This is a genomic window from Sphingobium sp. Cam5-1 (assembly GCF_015693305.1).
GTDB lineage: Bacteria > Pseudomonadota > Alphaproteobacteria > Sphingomonadales > Sphingomonadaceae > Sphingobium.
Genome location: NZ_CP065138.1, coordinates 699494 through 719112, shown reverse-complemented (window position 1 = coordinate 719112; position 19619 = coordinate 699494). Strand labels below are relative to the sequence as shown.

General features: G+C 63.9%; 21 protein-coding genes and 1 tRNA gene. 6 read left to right on the top strand and 16 right to left on the bottom strand.

Annotated elements, in window-relative coordinates:
• Positions 1-99: 99 nt before the first annotated feature.
• The 3 genes from IZV00_RS03575 to IZV00_RS03565 are packed head-to-tail and all read right to left on the bottom strand — an operon-like array spanning position 100 to position 3904.
• Positions 100-501 (bottom strand): YdbL family protein, encoded by a 402-nt coding sequence (locus tag IZV00_RS03575; RefSeq protein WP_196225807.1) that lies wholly within the window; start codon positions 499-501, stop codon positions 100-102.
• Positions 498-686 (bottom strand): YnbE family lipoprotein, encoded by a 189-nt coding sequence (locus IZV00_RS03570; protein WP_196225806.1) that lies wholly within the window; start codon positions 684-686, stop codon positions 498-500. The genes IZV00_RS03575 and IZV00_RS03570 overlap by 4 nt, the downstream gene beginning before the upstream one ends.
• The gene (locus IZV00_RS03565; RefSeq protein WP_196225805.1) at positions 683-3904 is read right to left on the bottom strand and encodes an intermembrane phospholipid transport protein YdbH family protein; all 3222 of its coding nucleotides are present in this window, start codon (positions 3902-3904) and stop codon (positions 683-685) included. Before IZV00_RS03565 ends, IZV00_RS03570 begins: the two co-directional genes overlap by 4 nt.
• 130 nt (positions 3905-4034) lie before the next feature.
• Between IZV00_RS03565 and radC the strand changes: the two genes are divergently transcribed.
• Entirely contained in the window at positions 4035-4730 is a 696-nt protein-coding gene (gene radC / locus IZV00_RS03560; protein ID WP_196225804.1) for a RadC family protein, read from the top strand.
• Positions 4731-4739: 9 nt separating this feature from the next.
• Here the strand turns inward: radC and IZV00_RS03555 are convergent, their stop codons facing one another.
• Positions 4740-6086, bottom strand: coding sequence for a DEAD/DEAH box helicase (locus IZV00_RS03555; protein WP_196225803.1), 1347 nt, complete (start codon positions 6084-6086; stop codon positions 4740-4742).
• Positions 6087-6208: 122 nt separating this feature from the next.
• Positions 6209-6643 carry a hypothetical protein gene (locus IZV00_RS03550; RefSeq protein WP_196225802.1) on the bottom strand — a complete coding sequence of 145 codons (435 nt, stop codon included), beginning with the start codon at positions 6641-6643 and terminating at the stop codon, positions 6209-6211.
• A 77-nt stretch (positions 6644-6720) separates the two neighbouring features.
• Here IZV00_RS03550 and IZV00_RS03545 point away from each other — a divergent pair, with 77 nt between their 5' ends.
• The 5 genes from IZV00_RS03545 (at position 6721) to IZV00_RS03525 (ending at position 10690) form a co-directional block, all read left to right on the top strand.
• Entirely contained in the window at positions 6721-8160 is a 1440-nt protein-coding gene (locus IZV00_RS03545) for an FAD-binding oxidoreductase (RefSeq protein WP_196225801.1), read from the top strand.
• Between the two features lie 125 nt (positions 8161-8285).
• Positions 8286-9074 carry a SapC family protein gene (locus IZV00_RS03540; RefSeq protein ID WP_196225800.1) on the top strand — a complete coding sequence of 263 codons (789 nt, stop codon included), beginning with the start codon at positions 8286-8288 and terminating at the stop codon, positions 9072-9074.
• A 287-nt stretch (positions 9075-9361) separates the two neighbouring features.
• Positions 9362-9436, top strand: a tRNA-Glu gene (locus tag IZV00_RS03535).
• A 169-nt stretch (positions 9437-9605) separates the two neighbouring features.
• Positions 9606-9896, top strand: coding sequence for a hypothetical protein (locus IZV00_RS03530; RefSeq protein ID WP_196225799.1), 291 nt, complete (start codon positions 9606-9608; stop codon positions 9894-9896).
• A 359-nt stretch (positions 9897-10255) separates the two neighbouring features.
• Complete coding sequence (locus IZV00_RS03525) at positions 10256-10690, top strand: energy transducer TonB (RefSeq protein ID WP_196225798.1); 435 nt, start codon at positions 10256-10258, stop codon at positions 10688-10690.
• Between the two features lie 8 nt (positions 10691-10698).
• Here the strand turns inward: IZV00_RS03525 and IZV00_RS03520 are convergent, their stop codons facing one another.
• From IZV00_RS03520 to gspE, 11 genes are all read right to left on the bottom strand, one after another.
• A complete protein-coding gene (locus IZV00_RS03520; protein ID WP_196225797.1) occupies positions 10699-11448 on the bottom strand; it encodes a prepilin peptidase in 750 nt (249 codons plus the stop codon).
• The gene (gspN, locus tag IZV00_RS03515; protein WP_443020060.1) at positions 11445-12167 is read right to left on the bottom strand and encodes a type II secretion system protein N; all 723 of its coding nucleotides are present in this window, start codon (positions 12165-12167) and stop codon (positions 11445-11447) included. Before gspN ends, IZV00_RS03520 begins: the two co-directional genes overlap by 4 nt.
• The gene (gene gspM / locus IZV00_RS03510; protein WP_196225796.1) at positions 12164-12649 is read right to left on the bottom strand and encodes a type II secretion system protein GspM; all 486 of its coding nucleotides are present in this window, start codon (positions 12647-12649) and stop codon (positions 12164-12166) included. Before gspM ends, gspN begins: the two co-directional genes overlap by 4 nt.
• The gene (gene gspL / locus IZV00_RS03505; RefSeq protein ID WP_196225795.1) at positions 12646-13755 is read right to left on the bottom strand and encodes a type II secretion system protein GspL; all 1110 of its coding nucleotides are present in this window, start codon (positions 13753-13755) and stop codon (positions 12646-12648) included. Before gspL ends, gspM begins: the two co-directional genes overlap by 4 nt.
• Positions 13752-14741 carry a type II secretion system minor pseudopilin GspK gene (gene gspK, locus IZV00_RS03500; protein ID WP_196225794.1) on the bottom strand — a complete coding sequence of 330 codons (990 nt, stop codon included), beginning with the start codon at positions 14739-14741 and terminating at the stop codon, positions 13752-13754. The genes gspL and gspK overlap by 4 nt, the downstream gene beginning before the upstream one ends.
• On the bottom strand, positions 14734-15381 hold the full coding sequence (gspJ, locus tag IZV00_RS03495) for a type II secretion system minor pseudopilin GspJ (RefSeq protein ID WP_196225793.1): 648 nt from the start codon (positions 15379-15381) through the stop codon (positions 14734-14736). Before gspJ ends, gspK begins: the two co-directional genes overlap by 8 nt.
• A complete protein-coding gene (gene gspI, locus IZV00_RS03490) occupies positions 15381-15737 on the bottom strand; it encodes a type II secretion system minor pseudopilin GspI (RefSeq protein ID WP_196226490.1) in 357 nt (118 codons plus the stop codon). Before gspI ends, gspJ begins: the two co-directional genes overlap by 1 nt.
• An 82-nt stretch (positions 15738-15819) precedes the next feature.
• Positions 15820-16281: a GspH/FimT family pseudopilin gene (locus tag IZV00_RS03485; protein WP_329604495.1), complete on the bottom strand. Its 462-nt coding sequence runs from the start codon at positions 16279-16281 to the stop codon at positions 15820-15822.
• A 34-nt stretch (positions 16282-16315) separates the two neighbouring features.
• Positions 16316-16834: a type II secretion system major pseudopilin GspG gene (gene gspG / locus IZV00_RS03480; protein WP_443020072.1), complete on the bottom strand. Its 519-nt coding sequence runs from the start codon at positions 16832-16834 to the stop codon at positions 16316-16318.
• Positions 16835-16861: 27 nt separating this feature from the next.
• The gene (gene gspF, locus IZV00_RS03475) at positions 16862-18079 is read right to left on the bottom strand and encodes a type II secretion system inner membrane protein GspF (RefSeq protein ID WP_196225792.1); all 1218 of its coding nucleotides are present in this window, start codon (positions 18077-18079) and stop codon (positions 16862-16864) included.
• On the bottom strand, positions 18072-19610 hold the full coding sequence (gene gspE / locus IZV00_RS03470) for a type II secretion system ATPase GspE (protein ID WP_196225791.1): 1539 nt from the start codon (positions 19608-19610) through the stop codon (positions 18072-18074). The genes gspF and gspE overlap by 8 nt, the downstream gene beginning before the upstream one ends.
• Between the last annotated feature and the right edge of the window lie 9 nt (positions 19611-19619).

The window sequence follows — 19619 nt, the reverse complement described above, 5'->3', positions numbered from 1 at the left end:
GGCCCGTTTAGAAAGGGCTTTCGGGATAGTCAACCGTAGTTGGACAGGAGAATTGCGCTTCCGCCGGGTGCGGCGGCGAAACTCCCCGCAGTCGCGTAATTACCCTGCAGTTGCGCAATAGGTCGGCAGGGCGATCGGCCCGGCACCCTTGGTTTGCCAGGGTCCCGCCCCCACGCGATAAACCTGGCCTTGCTTCACGCGGTTGCTCAATGTCTGGCAACCCGTGGCTGCCGCCACATCCTGAACCGTGACGCCTCGCTTGCTGGCAAGGTCGGTGTAGGCCGCGCGCCGCTTGATGTTGATCGATTCGACTTCCGATCGCACCGCCGCGCTCACCGATCCAGCAATGCCCAAATAGCCGTCCGCCTGCTCGCCCACCGCGCCCTCCGCCATAGCAGCGGCAACCGCGCCCGACTGCGCGCGAGCGGGCGCGCTCGCGACAAGGCCCGTGCCCAGCACGACGGCGGCACCTGCGACGATCATCAAAAGCTTGCGTGTCATTGCGGGAACAACTCCGGGTTATTCTGGATAAGATCCTGTGCATCACGCTGAAGGCGTACGACGACCTCCTGCTGCACCTTTACATTCAGGTTGATTTCGATCGGCTTGTCCGGTGCCTTCACCTGGATGCAGCCCGTCAGGGCCAAACCGGCGAAACCCGCCGCAAAGATAGCTTGTGTTTTCATTTCTGTTCCCTGTTTCTCACAGTGTCGCTTTCCGCAGGGTTAACTGCAATCCCTTGGCGAATCTTCTCCTGCACCTGATCCCCTATGCTGTTCTGGATAAGCATAGTGGGATCGATGAAGGACTTTGCCGTGCCCAGCAGGCCGCGAAATGGCGCCGCGATGCGCACATTGAAGATGAAGGGCAATCCGGTCAGGTTTCGCGCCATGCCCGCCGGAACATCGCCCAGCTTCCCCCGGTTGACGCCGTTGAACACGACATTGGTCACCATCTCTCCATCAAGCGCGCCGTCCATCAGGATCGTGAGGCATTTATATTGCAGATTCTTGAGCGCATCGAAGGCCAGCTTGCCCATCACGCCCAATTGCTCGTTCGAAACCGGCCCAACATAGGACAGCGTCCCCGACTGGCGGTTGGGATCGCACGGCACCGTGGGCAGCACCCCTTCGGGCATGATGAGCGGCGGCATGCCCTGCTGCCTTGCGGTCAGCACGCCCCCCGCGACGCGCCCGCCCTGGGCATTGAAGATCAGCGGCATGATCCCGTCGAACGTGCCTGTGGCCGATATATTCTCAAGCTCCATCGTCTGGATGAAGGCACCCGCATCTATGCCGATGACGCGGAACGTCAGATAGCGGTCCACATCGGCACTGAAGTCCATCGTCGTGGGCAACAGAACCAGTTGCCCTCCGGAAAAGGGCCAGCCGCCGCCCTCGATGCGAACCTTCTGCCCAGGCTCCAGCCTGTAGCGGACAAGGCCATCGCGCACTTCGACGCCGGGATTGACGGTCCTCATCCGCACTTCCTGCCCCGGCGCGCTCACCAGCCCCAGCAAATCGGTAAAGCGCAATTCGCCGGTCATTCCCTCGACGGGACCGAACGCCGCCGCCAACTTGGCGTTGTCGGTGCGGAACACGCCATCGCTGGTCACATCCGTGCCGTTCCATCGGATATGCCCTTCGCCCGTTACCGTCGCATCGACGTTGGCGACAACCCCCAACGCCAGGCGGGTTACCTCCTCGGGCTGCAAATTGGGACCGAACACCAACCCCGGCACGGTCAGGTCGGCCTTGCCCCGGCCAGAACCCAGATCATGCGCAATGTCCGCACGTGCGACCAAAGCATCGTTGCGCGGAGCCCGCAGCGTCCCTGTCGCCAGGATTCGGCCGTCCCGCAAGCTGAGGGCGAAGTCCGGCACCTTCAACGGCTCGAACCGTCCCGGGGTCTGGGCATCGCGCACCATAACCGCTGCGGCGAGCTTCAACGCTCCTTGGGCGAAGCTCCATTCGCCCGCGCCATCCTCCACGATCAGCGGAACGGAACCGATTCGCGTGTTGGTCCCTGCCAGCTTTCCCGTCAAACCCTGCGCCGCAGCCCTGCCGGTCAGCGTTTGCGCGACCAGCCGCACCGGAGATGCTTCAGGCCCTATCGCCAGTTCCGCCCGAGATAGCGAAAAGCCCTCCTGACCGATGGCGACCCTTGCCCGCTCCGCCGACAGCCGCATTGGACTCTGGCCGCTATGTCCTCGCAGGTCGAGATTGCGAATCTCGGCCCCCGCGCTCACCCCGCCCGGCCCCGTCGCCACCAGAGCGCCACCGCCGATTGGACACAGCGTCTGCCGGGTGCGCCCGAGCGAAAAGCTGCCGTAGCGCGCCTCCTCCAACACCAACGGCACGCAGCGCCGGTTGATAGCGATCGACCCATCAGCATTCAGCTGTCCCGCAACCGGCACCACAAGCCCGCGTAGCCGCCCGCCGGGCAGTGGGCCGTCCAGCCTTGCCACCGTTGAAAAGAGCGTATCTCCCCGAGGTCCGGCGGTGAAACGCACCGGGTCGAGCGTCAGCCTGGCGTCACGAGCCGCATAGGGGTCGATAAAAAGCTGTCCACCCAATCCGCCACCCGGACGCCGTGCCAGCCGCAGTGCAGCCTTCGGCAATCCACCCCCGTCCGTCGTGAGCGCGCCATCCAGCGCCCAGTCGACAGCCGCTCCCGCCTTGCCCGGCCAGGCAATGGTCACCCTGCCCTCGCCCGGAATCGTCACGCGCGCGCCGCTGCGTGATTCGAATCTACTGTTCGTCAGCACCACGCTTCCACCCTGGCCGCTTTGCGCGAAGGCCAGGCTGGTTCGCAGCACATTATCCTCCCCCGCGCGGCGCACCGCATCGGCCAACCGTTCGGCCAGCGGCGCCAAAGGCGTGCCCGCCGCAGACCGCTTCAACCCCGCCAGAGGATCGCGTCCGGGAAGGCTCAGTTGATGCGCCGACAAACGCCCGCTGGCCTGTGACTTACCTTTTGCGACGCTCCAAGCGCCGACAATCTCCGACTGACCTGCCTTGAGGCCCGCCATAGCCAGTGCCGCCGCGCCGATTCGCGCGCGGCCAGCCGTCGCCGTCGCATTGCCATCAAAGTCGATCCGCGCGACGGGCTTCGCCAGCACCATGCCAGAGGACTTCAACGCCTCGGCTCCCAGCACGACATGGCCATTCCACCGATCCAGCGCCTTGCCGATCCAGACGTCCATGTCCGCCCTCGGCTTCGCCGCGCCGGTGGCGCTGTTCCTGCATCCAAGAGCTGTCGCCTGCGCCGGTCCAACCAAATGCGGTCGCTCATTCCTTATGGCGACATCCAGCAAGGCGGTCATGTCGGCCAGCTTGCACCCCGCGAACGCCGCCCGTGGCATGGCGGCGGCAAGACGGCCGTCGAAGCCCGATCTCAGATTACCCTTGCCGTCGATCTGCACGCCGACCACTCCGGCGTCGGTATCAAGCCGCATGCGCGCATCACGCAGCGCAAGCGCGATGTCCGGCAGACTGAACGGTGCTTTGGACGCTGGATCGCGAAACTTGTCCAATTCCCCCAGCCGGAGCACCCCATCACGATAAGAACCGCGCAGCCGCACGCCGCCTGCCCTCACAGCCGCCACATGCGGGGACAGGCCGGTGAAGCCCAGATCCACTTCCACCCACCGGGCAGTCAGATCCGGATTCGCGGGATCGCCAAGGACAATATTCTCGATACGTTGAGTGCGCAGGCCGATGTCCTTCAGGTCATAGCTTGCCTGGACGCCGCGCCGGTTCATCTCCCGCCCAATGAAATTTTCCGCGATCGGCGCTCGCTGGGTCCACAACGCAACAAGGATCAGCGCCAGGGATCCCGTCCCTACGCCCAGCCAGCGTAACCAGCCGCGGCGAATTCCCTCTTCGCCGTCCTCTACTTCCATGCTTATGGCCAACCCCGGCTTTCACACTTGATCCGTAACGCCTGCATAACGTCTGACGCTCCCTAAATATCCTTGCCCGATATTTGCGCAACGCATAGGTCCATTTCTCTGAACGGGGGATTATAAGGCATTGGCGGACAGGGAAGTTGTGGTCAGCCATGACGGCGTGGGTCATCGCGCCCGACTTCGGCAAAAGCTGGCGGAAAGCGGCGGTGATGCGCTGCACGATCATGAGCTTATCGAATATCTGTTAGCTCTCGCCATTCCCCGCCGCGACACCAAGCCGCTTGCGAAGGCGTTGCTGCGTGAATTTGGCGGCATCGGCGGCCTGATGACCGCCGATTGGCAGGCGATCGCGCGCGTTCCCGGCATGGGCGACACCAGCATTGCCGCCGTCAAGATCGTGCATGCCACCCTGCTGCGCATGCTCCGCAACGAGGTCGCACAACGCCCGGTCCTTGCAAGCTGGCAGGCCCTGCTAGACTATCTGCGCGCCGACATGGCCTATCTGCCCGTAGAGCGCGTCCGCGTGCTTCACCTCAACAGCCGCAACATGCTGATCCGCGATGAACATATGGGCGACGGGTCGATCGACCAGGCCGCCATCTACACACGTGAAGTCATTCGCCGCGCCATCGACCTCGGTTCGTCAGCGCTGATCCTGGTGCACAACCACCCCAGCGGTTCTCCCGAACCCAGCCGTCAGGACATTGAAATCACGCGCCAGATCGCCGAAGCGGGCAAGCGCCTCAACATCGCGGTGCATGATCATATCATCATTGGATCGCAGGGGCACAGCAGCCTGCGCGCGATGGGGCTATTGTAAAGCAACCCTTCAGGCGTCAAACCCGACGGAGAGAAATTCGGGCACAGGTCCATTCCAGCCCTCGTCCGGCCCCTCGTCCACAACCTCGTTCCGGCGTGGACGCGCAGCATTGCCCTGCTGCCGTGCGACGCGCGGTTCTTCGCGGCGTTCCTCGTCACGCCGCTTACTGGGCCTACGCTCCGCTTTCCGCTCACTCTCGCGGCGCGGCTCTTCGGCCTTATCCGCCTTTGCAGCGGCAGCAGCGGGCATGTCGATCGTTTCGATCTTCTGCCCGATCAGCTTCTGGATATTGTCGATCGCCTCGGCATCTTCCGGGGTCACGAAGGTATAGGCGACACCCGACGCCCCCGCGCGCCCGGTACGGCCAATACGATGGACATAATCGTCCGGATGCCAGGGCGCATCGAAATTGAAGACGTGGCTGACACCCTTGATATCCAGCCCGCGCGCAGCGACATCGGACGCTACCAGGATATTCACCGATCCCGCGCGGAACCGCTCCAGTTCGGCAATTCGCGACGACTGGTCGATGTCGCCATGGATTTCGCCCGACTTGAAACCGTAGCGCTGCAAGCTCTTGTTCAGTTCACGAACCGTCGTCTTACGATTGCAGAAGATTACCGCGCTTTGCACTTCTTCATGCTCAAGCATCGCTCGCAAGGCTTCGCGCTTCTTGCGCGAGTCAACTTTCACCAGCCTTTGGGTGATGTTCGTGGAGGCCGTCGCAGGCCGCGCCACCTCAATCGACTTGGGATTGCTGAGGAACCGATCCGCCAGCTTCTTGATCGGCGCGGGCATGGTCGCTGAAAACAGCAGTGTCTGCCGCTGCGAGGGCAATTTGGTGCAAATTTCCTCGATATCCGGGATGAACCCCATGTCCAGCATGCGATCCGCTTCATCGATGACCAGCATCGAACAGCCGTTCAGCAATATCTTGCCGCGCTGGAACAGGTCCATCAGGCGGCCCGGCGTGGCGATCAGCACATCGACGCCCTTTTCCAGGGCTTTGAGCTGATCGCCCATCTGCACGCCGCCGATCAGCAGCGCCATGTTGAGCTTGTGATATTTTCCGTACTTCTCGAAATTCTCGGCAACCTGCGCCGCGAGTTCGCGCGTCGGCTCCAGAATGAGCGAACGCGGCATCAACGCACGAGCCCGGCCATGAGCCAGAATGTCGATCATCGGCAACACGAAGCTGGCGGTCTTGCCCGTCCCCGTCTGCGCGATGCCGATAATGTCCTTCATCATCAGGACAGGGGGGATCGCCTGCGCCTGAATCGGCGTGGGCGTATCGTATCCGGCCTCGTTAACGGCCTTCAACAGTTCATCGGAAAGGCCGAGATCGGCAAAAGTCATTCAATTGTCCGGGACAGAGGCTCTCCGCAACGCGCTCATGCATCACGGAAATCGCGCGCGCCTTGCGGAAATATTGGCATCTTGTCAAGAAAATCGCGCATCGGAGCGCGTTTCGACAAGGGTCAATCGTCCCCGTCCGCCTCTTCCAAACGCCGGAAACTGTCGATCACACAACTAAGCCCGCTTCGCGCCTGCAATTCATCGCGCCCTGAACAAAGCGACCCATCCTCATCCGGCTCGACATAAAAGCCCGAGTAGAAGCCCGTCGAACTGCACCCCCGCTCCAGCCGAGCCCTGTAGCGGTGATTATCTGCCAGCAGCAAATCGACGCCATTATCCACAATGACGCTGGCCGACCGGATCGACCGCAAGGCGATGCAGCGCGGCCCCTTCTTTTCCTTCCACGCACGCCGCGCCTGCGGAGCGATGCGCGCGGGCGCTCGTCCCTTTTTCGCCATCGGCACGCGAATGATGATCCGTTGCTCGATCGACATCTGCGCCAATTGCACGGGCTCACTCACGGGCGCGACAAGGAGCAACAGGACGGAATGAAGCAAATCGAACCCCTTTTGGGGCGGCACGCTATGGGCCGGTGGTTGAACCGTCGATGAATTCCGGGGCATAGCATTGCAGTATGATAGGGCAAGACATCATCGACAGGTTTATAACCTTGCTTGGACCGAAGGGCGTCGTCACCGATGCGGACGACATCGCTCCCTGGCTCACTGATTGGCGGGGACGTTTTCACGGCGCCGCTGCCGCCATTCTCCAGCCCTCCAATACGGACGAAGTTGCCGCGACCGTCGCACTCGCGGCTGATCTTCACGTGCCCCTGGTTCCTCAGGGAGGAAATACATCGATGGTCGGCGGCGCAACCCCTCCGGACGACGGGTCAGCGCTCATCCTGTCGCTGCGCCGGATGAACCGCATCCGCTCCCTTTCTCCCGACGACAATCTCGCAATATGCGAGGCAGGGGTCATCCTCGAGACTCTGCACGATGCTGCGGAGCAAGCCGGGCGCCGCTTCCCGCTCAGCCTCGGCGCGAAGGGGTCGGCCACGATCGGCGGTCTCATATCGACCAACGCAGGCGGCACTCAGGTGCTGCGCCATGGCACGATGCGCGCACTTGTCGAGGGGTTGGAGGCAGTCCTCCCCGACGGCACCATCCTGCATGGCCTCGATGCACTAAAAAAAGACAATCGCGGCTATGACCTCAAACAATTGCTGATCGGCGCGGAAGGAACGCTCGGCATCATCACCGCCGCCTCGCTGCGCCTAGTCCCTGCGATCGCGATCCGCGCAGTCGGTTGGGTGGGCGTCCGATCGCCCGCCGACGCGCTTGCCCTGCTCCGCCTGACCGAAAGGCAATTGGGCGACAGCGTCGAGGGGTTCGAAATTATCGCCGACGATGGCCTGGGCCATGTCCTCTCCCACATTCCCGGCACCCGCTGCCCGATCGAGACGCGCACGCCCTGGCATGTGCTGATCGAAGTCGATCATGCCGACCTGTCCAGCCCATCCCCCGCCGAGCGTCTTGAGGGAGCGCTGGCTCAAGCTCTCGAACAAGGCCTCGCTGTCGATGCCACGGTCGCCGCCAATGATGCTCAGGCAGCGGCGTTCTGGCGCCTGCGCGAATCATTGTCCGAAGCGGAGAGGGCGCAGGGACCGGCGCTGCAATATGACATCAGCGTGCCCGTGGCCCGCATGCCCGCCTTCATGATCGACATGGCCGCGGCGACCGAACGCACCTTCGCGGGCACCACCGCCTCCTCCTTCGGTCATCTTGGCGATGGCAACGTCCACTTCCATGTTCGCGCGCCCAAGGGAACGACAGACGGCCCCGCCTGGATCGCGGCAGAAGGGAAGTCGATCAACGCCTTCGTCCATGATGCCGTCGTCGCGGCGGGCGGCTCCATTTCGGCGGAGCATGGCATCGGCCAGATGAAACGGGCCGAACTCGGCCGCTTGGCCAGTCCCGCCCGGCTACATGCCCTGCGCGCGATCAAGGCTGCGCTTGACCCCCTTGGCCTCATGAACCCGGACAAGCTGATCCCCCGTCCCGAAGAGAGCTAGAGGCGGCGGGCGGCTCGACAAAGCAATTGCCTCCCACCAACAAGGTCTTTATCGCCCACACCCAGTTTTTAGGAAAGGTAGCGCAGCCAACATGCGCTGCTTCGATAGGATGGAAGAACAGCATCATGGCTAGCGCGCCCGCCAATAATCTCCCCGTGTTTTACAACGACCTGCTCCCGCTCAGCAGCGTCGATCATGCGAGCTATCGCAGCCGCTCGGTGGAGTCCGCGCCCTTCCTCACGAAGCAGCATGCCGTTCCCCTGACCGTCGATGAATTCGTCGCGGCCCAACGGTTCGTGCCGATCATCTTCTCGGCCGGTGACGAAGCGGTGCCGCTGGCGCTGATGGGCCTGAACGAAGGCGTCAACACCTTCCTCGACGATGAAGGCAAGCTGCGCGGACCCGCCTATGTCCCCGCCTATGTCCGCCGCTACCCCTGGATGCTGGCAAAGCTGCGCCCCGACACCGACGAGCTTTCGCTCTGCTTCGATCCGACCAGCGAGGCGGTCGGCGAATTCGAGGAGGGCCAGCCCCTTTTTGAAGATGGCAAGCCGACCGAACTCACCCAGGGCGTCCTCAAATTCTGCGAGGATTTCGAACAGGCCGCCGCGCGTACTGGCCAGTTCATGAAGGACCTGAAGGAACTGGACCTGCTGATGGACGGTGAAGTCGCCATCCAGGTGCCCGGCAACGATCAGCCTTTCGTCTATCGCGGCTTCCGCATGGTGAACGAGGAAAAGCTGCGCGACATGCGTGGCGACCAGCTGCGGAAGATCAGCCAGAACGGCATGCTGCCCCTTATCTACGCGCATCTTTTCTCGCTGCAGCTCATCCGCGAAGTTTTCGAGTCGCAGGTCACGCAGGGCAAAGGCCCCATTTCCGTCCCGGCGGCGCCCCAGACCGCCGACGCATAACGCTGAAAATTAACCTGCATCAATAATGCGATAGAAAAGGTTTCTGCTCGCCACTTGAAAGTGAGCGGGACCTTCTTTATCTTCCAAACATACGGCGCACCTGCCCCCCTTTCGGGTGTGTCGTATGGGCGCCTCCCCCTTTTGGAGGCGTCTCCTCCCTGAACCTTGGCCACCCCATGTAATACATGGGGTGGTTTTTTATGGGCCGAACAGGGCAATTGGTTTCGCTTGACGGCGAACCCCTCTCCCCCTAAACGCCACCGCCTGCCTGCCGCCCGTGCGGCCAAGGCCCCTTCGTCTAGCGGTTAGGACGCGGCCCTCTCACGGCTGAAACACGGGTTCGATTCCCGTAGGGGTCACCACTCTCTCATAGATAATTTGCACCGCGAATGTGTCCCGCGATCTCTGGTTGCGGTCGCCACCCGCACATCGAGCGCTCGTAATTTCAGCGCCGTTCGGCACGTTTGTGACATATGGATCGAACTAACTTGCGTCTCTGTCGTTTGACGTTGGCAATTGTGGAGACGAACCATGCGTAACACATTCTTATTGGTGGCAGGATTGGCAGCCGCTGCCAGCGTTGGCGGCTGTTCTCGTGAAACGACGCGCGATGGACTGCGGGGTGCAGGCATCGGCGCGGTCGGTGGTGCAGTAGCAGGTGCGATCGTGCCCGGGCTTGGCGTTGCCGAAGGCGCGGCGATCGGCGCTGCGGGTGGTGCTGTCGTAGGCGCGGCCACGTCCGATGGACAACGCCGGTGGGAACGTGACCGTCGCGGCCGCGAATATTATATCGATCGCAACGGCAACCGCGTTTACCGCTGACGCCATATCGCCGCGCGTCGCACGCGGCATTCAATGACATGACAGCATCTTGGGCGCAGCGATGGCAGGGCCGGGACAGAATCGTCCCCGCTATTGCGGCGCTCTTGGTCAATGTCGTGATCGGCTATGCGTTGATAATCGGCCTTCGAGCGCCTTCGCTGTTACGCTCTGCGATAGATAGCACCCCTTTGGCGTTGTTCAATCTGAAGCCCCCCACGCCGGACCAATCCAAACCTCCCCCGCCTGAAGAAGCTCGCAAATCCAAACGCGAAGGCGGCGCTGCGTCCGGATCTCCTCCACGCGCCGAGAAGGTGCGAGATCAACCGCCACCCCGTCCCAGCGTTGTCGCACTGTCGCCCGTGATAAATACCTCCGCTCCTACCCTGCCCACCGCGCCGACAGCCTCCATAACGAGCGGTGCAGGCGGCGCGGGTAGTGGCGCTACTCCCGGCTTTGGCAGCGGGTCCGGCGGCACTGGAACCGGCACTGGTCGGGAGGATGGCGAGGGAGGCGATTTCTCGCGAGCGCGCCAAACCGGTGGTCGCTTTCGCAATTCGGATTTCCCTGGCTCCTTACGCGGCGTAGGCCGCGTGACGATCGGCGTGCGATACGCCATCGGTCCTTCGGGACAAGTCGATAGATGCGAAGTTATCGAAGGAAGCGGCTATCCGGAGATTGACGCGATGACTTGCCGGGTCATCATGGAACGATACCGCTTTCGCCCTGCTCGCGATCCCGAAGGATATGCCGTTACCGAGGTGCGGGAAGAGGATTACCGCTGGCGTGTGCGCTAGGCAGTCCCTTAACGAACCAGCATCGACACCCACCACCCAGGAAACGCCGCGACCGCCAGACATGTGCCCAGCGGCACCCGCGTCGCTGCACTCACCTTCCGGCCCAACGCGACGCTGGCCAGTACGGCCACCAGGCCAGTCCCCGCAGCCATCAGCAGGATGAACGGCAGCGCCTGCCATCCAAACCAGGCCCCAAGGCTGCCCATCAGCTTCGCATCGCCCAGGCCCAATCCTTCGCGCCCCCGCGCCATCCGATAGCTGACCGCCACCGCCAGCAGAACGCCATATCCTCCTGCTGCCCCGATCACGCGATCGGACAGCGCCGCATCCGTCACCCACAGGCCCAATGTCAGTCCAAGGAATGCCAACGGCAACGTCAGCGCATCGGGCAACCAGAAATGCTGCCAATCCAGGATCGCCAATGTCAGCAGCAGCCATCCCAGCAATGCCCATCCAGCCCCCGCCAGCCCCGGCGCCAGACCGCAGGCGAGCGCCCCGATCACCGCGCACCCTGCCTCCATGCGCCCGTGCAGCGGTGCGATCTTCCCGCCGCAAGTCCTGCACCTCCCCCGCAACAGCAGCGCGCTTATCATCGGGACAAGATCGACCGCGCTCAGCACCCGCCCGCAGCTATCGCAGGCCGAACGTCCACGCATGACGCCGCGACCCTCGGGCCAACGCAATATCAGCGTCCCCAAAAAGCTGCCCGCGATCGCCCCTGCAACCGCGCCCAGCCCCGCCCACAGCGGATCGATCACAGCGTTCCTTCAACCTTCAGCACCCGCGCGCCGCCTGTCCCGGCAAAGCCAGCCTTCGCCAGCGCATCGCCGAGCGCCGCGTCCGCCGTCTCCACCCGCATCTCGGCGACATAGCGCCCCGACCGCCATATCCGCAGGTTGATCTTCTCCAGCCCGGACTGGCTCACCAGCGGCAGCAACAACGCCTCGCCATCACAACTCGCCACACCCGACAGCCCTTGCGTCAGGTTGAGACCCGGAAATTGCCCTGCCATCTGCGCCCGCACCCGACCCTCGGCATGACCGCAACGGTCACCGGAAAAATAAGCTGTCACATCCTCCATCGCCAAACTCGCGATTGGCAGTGGCGCAAAGCTTCCTCCGATCGGCACAGTCCCCGTCACATCATCAATGCCCACGCGCCCAAAACCCACGGTCAGCGCGCCACTCAGATCATCCGCCGCGCCCTGCCGCCGCCAAATGTCGAACCGCACCCGCCCCATCAGCAAAGACACCGGCGACAAAGCGGCATTCACCGACCCAACCGGCATCGTGCCCAGCATCAGCTGATCTATCCGCCCGCTCCAAAGCGTCCCCCGCACCTCCCGCGCGGCGACGCCCAACCGCTCCACCCCGGACAGCCCCAGCGCAATTCGCATCGGCATGAACAGGATGAGCCCGAAAGCAAACAGCAGGACCAGCGCGATCCGCATCCTCCGCGACCAATTGAGCCGCATCATTGCCCCGCCCCTCGCACCAACACCGCCTGCACCGAAACGCTGCCCGCCGTCGGCGACGGCCGCGCGCTCATCGTCTCCACGCGGACGCCCTGCGCCTCCAGCGCCGCCAGCCACGAAAAGAGCGCCACCGGCCGCACCGACGCCATCGCAATCTCGATCCGCGCCGCGCCCTGCGCCTCCGCCCGCTCCAGCGTCAGCCCAGCCTCGCCCGCGCTCTGGCTCACCAGTTGATCGATCGCCATCCCGGAACTCGTCGCAACCCCTCGCGGCAATGCCTTGAGCAACTTCACCTTCGCCCGCATCGCCGCATTGCGATCGGTCGCGGCGAGCAGCCCCTCACGCGCTGATCGCTGCGCCGAAGCCAACGGCCCCACCACGCCCAGCCACAGCAGCACCACCGCCAGCAGCGCGAACATCACGCCCAGCATCCATTGCTCGCGCGGCGACCTTTCGCCCCACATCGTCTTCACCGCATCCATCATGATCGCACCGTAATGTCAGCCAGCGCCCGCCCGCCGGGGTCTTGGGAAGGGGTCGCCGTGATGGTGAAGCCCGCGCTCTGCAACGCCAGCAACACAGTGTTGATCTCTTCCACCTTTGCCGCCGCCAGTGTCGCCCGGATCATCCCGTCGGGATCACGCGACAGCGCCGTCATCGACACGCCCGGCGCCTCCTGCAAGGCGCTCAGCAAGCCCGCAACCGGCGCCGTAAAGGCATAGGCGCCCGCTCCCCGCGCTGCCAACTGCCGCTCAATTTCGGCTTCTGCCTGCGTCAAGTCACTCGCACCCGGCACCACCTGCCGCGCCAGCGCCAGGCTCTCCGCATCCAGGCCCCGCGCCGCCACATGCTGTCGTACCATCACAGTCAGCGAAATCAGCAGGCTGATCAGCAAAATCAACCCGCTCCACAGCAGGATCCGCCGAAGCACCGCCTTGTCCGCCACCCGCCGCACGCGCCTGGCAAAGTCGCCCTGCCGCAGGTCCAGCGGAGGCAGCTCCAGCGCCTCGACGGCCCTCGCCTGCAACAGATCGGCGGGCACATCCTCGATCGCCGCATCGGCCGCCAGCACCGAAGCCAGATCGCCGCCAAAAGCAACGCCACTCCCTCGCAACACCGCCTCGCCATCCAGCGCGCCACGCACGAAACCCTCAACAGGCTCCGGCAGCAACAAATGCGCAGGCACGATAATATCCGGGTCCAACCCATGATGCTGCGCCCAGAGCAGCCAATGCTGCATGTCACTCCTTGCAGCGACAGCGACCACATGCGGCCGCGCCGGATCATCATTCTCATCAGCCGCCGCAAACAGCTGATCAGCAGGCACGATCCCGCCCGCCAGCGCCGCCAGCCGCGCCGCCGCCCTCCCCTGCCGGGGCGCCAGCTCAGGATAGGCCGCCCAGTGCAACGTCACCATCGCAGCAGGCGGCACCAGCATCACCACCGTATCGGCAGGCAACGCCGTCAGGCCACAAGCGGCCAGCCAGTTTGCCCCCCTGCCGCTCTGCGCCACAGCGCCATCGACAACGCGCATCCACAGCGGCTCGCCCTCTTCAAGCAGCGCCACGATCAATCCATCACGCACGCTCACGCGCCGGTCCCCCAGCTACGGCGGATCAACCTCGCCGGGTTCTGCCGGGCATCGATCAGCGCCCGCTCCACCACCTGCGTTCCCCCAACGTCCACCGTCACGTCCACCCCGAAAAATCCTGTGGTCAACTTGACCTGATTGGCCGCTTCCTCAAGCGGATTGATACCTTGGGCAGCAAGCGGCGCCCAGAATTGCACCGTGCTGCCGTAACCCTCGGCGGGCCGCTGCGCCAGATATTGCCGTGCCTGCGCCACGCTGACCTGCCCCTGCAACAGCATCGCGAACAGCACCGCCTGATCGGGCAGCAGCGTGTTGACGTTGATCGGCGACAAATCCGCGGTCGGCAGCGCACAAACCCACGGCCGCGCCAGATCATAAATGGCGGGCGTCACGCCATGGACCGCGCGCAACTCACTCGCATCCACCATGAAGCGATTTGCCGTACGATAGGGCCGCGCCGCCTGCGCATAGACCTCATCCTCCGCCCCGCCGGGCTGCGGCACGCTATCGCTGTCGATCCAGTCGGCCAGAGACGCCGCCGCCACCTGCGCCTGCCGCGCATCGACGCCCAGCGCCTGCAACAGCGCCTGAAATTGCGAAACCCCAACCGGCCGCACCTTCAAATTGGACTCATTCTCGCCAGCCACCACGCTGTTGAGGTTGAAGCAGTTCCCCGCATCGCTCACCCGTGCACTCGCCACACCACCGGGAACAGCGACCGGCTGCGGCGTCCCCATCCAGTTTCCCGCCAGCGTCGTCTTGCCCGGATTGGCCGCGACCAGATCACCGATCCGCAGCCGCGCCATCTCCGCCCCGGCATCGGCAAAGGCTCGCGCCTGATCCACCGCGCCGCTATTGCCCGTCATCCGCGTCGCCAGCGCCAGCCGCTCCAGCGCCGTGGAAGCAACCACCGCCATCACCGCGACCAGCAGCAATACGGTCAGCAACGCCGCACCCCGCTCGCCCTTTTTCCCGGGATCAGGCACCGGCCATCTCCCCTTCCAGCTTCTCCGCAGGCCCCGGCCCCACCAGGAAGCGCAGCGTCACGGGCGGCTCCCCCGTGCGCGTGATCGTCATCTCAACTGCGCGCGGCATCAGGTCGGGCTGCGTCGGTATCCACTCGCCACGCCACTCCCCCTGCGCATCCCGAAAGCGCAGCGCGACATCATCGACATGGTCCAGCAGGGTAGCTGGCTCATCACCCGCCGCGCCATCCACCTGCGCATAGGTCCGCCGCTCCAGCCTACCCTGCCGCACCCAATATTCCACCTTCTGGAGCGAGGGCCTTGGCAAATCGCCCAGATTGTCCCAGCCGCCCCGCACGAACTGCATCACCGGCACGGCCTCACCCTCAGGATGCGACCAGAATGCTGGCGCCAGCGTCCCCGTCTCCGTGCGGCTGATGCGCGGCACCGCCTGCCCAAGATCGGCAGCCAGCGCGCCACCTGCTCGCTGCACGGCCGCCATGTCATCCAGCCGCGCCTTGACCTGCGCCTGCGCCGACACGCTATTCCCCAGCAAGAGCACACCCGCCGCCGCCAGCATCGCAAAAATCATCAACGCGACGAGCAATTCGATCAGCGTGAAGCCCGCCTGCGCATGCCTTTCCCCGTATGCGCGCGCCATCACTGCACCACCCGCACAAAGCTCAACACAACCGGCAAAGCCCCAGTCTGCCCATTCACCGTCAGATCAACCTGCAACAACCGCTTGTCGTTCGTAGCTTTGACCGCCCGCTTCCAGTGCCAGCGCCGCCCGCCATTATCGACATCGCCCTCTTCGCTGCCCAGCGAAGGCGGTGCAGGATCGGTCTGCACCTCCACCATCAGGTTACGCGCGACAATCTGCCCCAGCGCCTTGCTGTCGAGATCCGCCGCCGTCCGCAACGTCACCCCCTGCAACCGCACCAGCGCCAGCGCAGCCAGACTGAACACGGCCAACGCGACCAGCATCTCCAACAGCGTAAAGCCCGCTTCACCTATTGGAGCCGTCCTCTCACCCGTTCGGGCTGAGCCTGTCGAAGCCCCCTCCTTCTTTCTCGCATAACAATCGAGAATGCCGACCCTACCCACCGACCATGACCTTGCCAGCCATATCGACAGTCACGGAAACCCGCTCCGCCTCCCGCGCCAAAGTCACCGTCATCGCATCCGTGGGCAAACCCGTCCCATCAAAGCCGATCTGTTGCCGCCCATCCTTGCCGACCAGCGCCCGCGTCCCCGATTTCCAGTTCGCCGTCACGAATGGCTTCTCCTCCACCGGCACCCACTGCGCCCCATCACGACGCTGAAAGCCATAGCCTGAAGCCGAAACCCAAACCCCCATTGGCCGCGCGGTGACGACCGCTTCGTCGCGCGCGGCAGCAACGCGCGCGGCAAAGCGATCGGCATCCTCGACAACCCGCCCGCGCGGGTCAGGCATGGCCAGCACCACCGCAGCGGAAATGAAACCGATGATCGTCAACACGACCATCAGCTCGATCAGGGTAAAGCCGTTAACCGGGGGAGGCGAGGCACTTTGCTTCACCCCGCCTGTAACGTCCAGCTGAACAAGCCGGAAATCAAAGCTCGCTGGAATAAATATCCGCATTCTCGCTCTCGCCGCCCGGCTGGCCGTCCGCGCCCAGCGAACTGATATCAAACGCGCCCTTGCGCCCCGGCACCGCATAATTATAGGCCCGGCCCCACGGATCATCCGGCAGCTTCTTGATATAGCCGCCCCGGCGATAACGCTGCGGCTGCGCCAACGATGCGGGCGGATTGATCAGCGCCTGCAACCCATCCGTCTGCGAAGGATAGCTCAGATTATCGAGCCGATACTGCTCCAGCGCCTGCTCGATCGTCGCAATATCCGCCTTCGCCTTCTCCACCCGCGCCGTGTCGGTCGCCGGAATCACGTTGATCGCCACGATCGTCGCCAACAGCCCGATGATGACGATCACCACCATCAGCTCGACCAGCGTGAAGCCGTGTTCGGCGGAACGCCTCGAGAAGGTGAAGCCATTTTCGACCGGCCGACGGTCCACCCCGTTCGCGCTGAGCTTGTCGAAGTGCCTTTCTTCTTTCTGGAAAAAGCGCATGGCTTTCGAAATAAACATAATCACTCCTCAAGCCCCCGTAAGGCTCTGCAATTGCAGGATAGGCAACAGGATCGACAAGATGATCACCGCCACGATCCCACCCATCAATATGATGATCACCGGCTCCAGCATGGCGAGCGCGGCGGAGGTGAAGCTGTCAAACTCCCGCTCCAGATAATCGGCCGCCCGCTCCAGCATCGTGTCCAGCCGCCCCGCACTCTCGCCGCTCGCTGCCAGATAGACCAGCAGCGGCGGAAACACCCCTGCCCGCCGCAGCGCCGCCGACAGACTCCCGCCCCCACGAATGGCCTCGACAATCTGCTCGGAAGCCTGCCGCAACACCCGATTGTGCACGGTCTGGGTGGTCAGCGTCAGCCCCTCCATCAGCGGCAGCCGGCTCGCCACCATCGTGGACAACGTCCGCGCCATCCGCGCCGCATGCAGGTCGCGGATCAGTCGCCCCAGCAGCGGCAACCACAACATCATGCCATCGAACCGATACCGAAAACTCTCAACCTTCAACGCCCGCCAGAACCCAACAGCACCAAGCCCGATCAGGATCGCCAGCAGCCACCAATAGCCAGCCAGAAACGCGGAAATCCCCATCACCATCCGCGTCAGCAGCGGCAGGTCCTGCCCCACCGTGTCAAACTGCTCCACAACCTTGGGCACCACAAAGATCATCAGCGCCGCCACAACGCAAACGGCAAAGACCGCCAGCACGCTAGGATAAGCGATCGCCGTCAGCACCTTCGACCGGATCACCGCCTGCCGCTCCATCAGGTCGGACAATCGCTCCATGATCGTCGGCAAGCTGCCGGAACTTTCACCCGCCGAAATCATCGCCCGATACAGCGCCGGAAAGCTCTTCTGCTCCGCGCCCAGGGCATCCGCCAGCCGTCGCCCTTCCAGCACCCCCGAATGCACCTTGCTGACGATCGCGCGCACATGCTCCTGCTCGCTCTGCCGCCCGATCGTCCGCAGCGATTCCTCCAGCGGGCTGACCTGGATCAACGTCGATAGCTGGCGCGTGAACAGCGTCAATTCCTTCGCCGACAGGCGCGGCGCGCGCAGGGAAAAGGCCGCCCGCCTGGCCACCTTCTCCACCACGTTCGGCTCGATCCGCACGATGAACAGCTTGCGCGCGTCCAGCTTCGCCCGCGCCTCCTCGCCCGTCTCGGCCTTCACCTTGCCGCTGCGTTCCTTGCCCGCCGGATCGATGACCAGATAGTCGAACTCAGCCATCGGCGATGGTTTCCACCTCCGCCGCATCGCGCCGCGACACGCGGATGGCTTCTTCCGCCGTGGTCTGCCCGTCCCGTACCAGCGCCCGCGCCGCCGACCCCAAATTGGGCGCATTCAGGAAGGCATGGCGCGCGATCAGGGATTCATCGCCCCCGTCATTGATCAACCGGCGGATGGTATCGTCCACCCGGATCGCCTCGAACACGCCGATCCTGCCCTTGTATCCGCTACCGTTGCACTCCTCGCACCCCCGCGCGCGATAGATAATCGTTCCGGGATCGAAACCAAGCAGCGCGCTTGCCGACTTGTCCGCCTGCACCGGCTCGCGGCAATGCTGGCAAAGCCGCCGAACCAGCCGCTGCGCGATCACCGCGCGCAGGGTCGAGGCTAGCAGGAACGGCTCCACCCGCATATCCCGCATCCGCGTGATCGCGCCCACCGCATCATTGGTATGCACGGTCGACAGCACCAGATGCCCCGTCAGCGACGCCTGCACCGCGATCTCCGCCGTCTCGCGATCCCGGATCTCACCGACCATCACCACATCGGGATCCTGCCGCAGGATCGCCCGCAACCCGGCGGCAAAGGTCAGGCCCACTTTCGCATTCACCTGAGTCTGCCCGACACCCTCAACCGCATATTCGACCGGGTCCTCCACGGTCAGAATATTACGGGTCCCGTCATTCAACTGCCGCAGCCCCGCATAGAGCGTCGTCGTCTTACCCGACCCCGTCGGCCCCGTGACCAAAATAATCCCGTTCGGTTCATGCAATCCTTCACGGAAAATCCGGTCAGCGGCCCCCGCCATACCCAGCAGGTCCAGGTTCATGCCCGCATTCTCCTTGTCGAGAATACGCAGCACCACCCGCTCCCCCGCCCGGCTCGGCAGCGTCGATACACGTACGTCGAGCAGTTTCCCGCCCAACGTCAGCCCAATCCGTCCATCCTGCGGCACCCGCCGCTCGGCAATGTCCAGCCGCGCCATCACCTTGATGCGGCTCACCACGACCGGCGCGACATGCGGCGGCATGCGCAGCGTCTCGCGCAGCACCCCGTCGATCCGCATTCGCACGATCAGGCCCGTCTCATACGGTTCGATATGAATGTCCGAAACGCCCTGCCGCGCTGCTTCGGCGATGATCCCGTTGATCAGCCGGATAGCCGGCGCATCATCGGCGCTGTCGAGCAAGTCGTCAGCAGTCGGAATGTCTGCGGCAAGAATATCAAGCTCGTCCGCACCCACTTCCAAAGACCCTGCCATGGCGGCAGCGCTGCCCTCCATCGCATAGTGATCGGACAAGTGCCGGTCGAACTGCACGCCATCAACGAACCGTACATCAAAACTGCGCGCCAGATGCCGCCGCACCTCCAGCAATATACGCGGATCGCTCCCCTCCCGAACTGCGATCGTGAGCCGGTCTCCGTCCAGCGGCAGCATGACCACGCCATGCTTGCGCGCAAAGACATAGGGAATATCGACCGCCCGTGGCGCGCTATGCGGCACGTCGAAATCGGAGTGCGGCTCGCTCACCTTAACCTC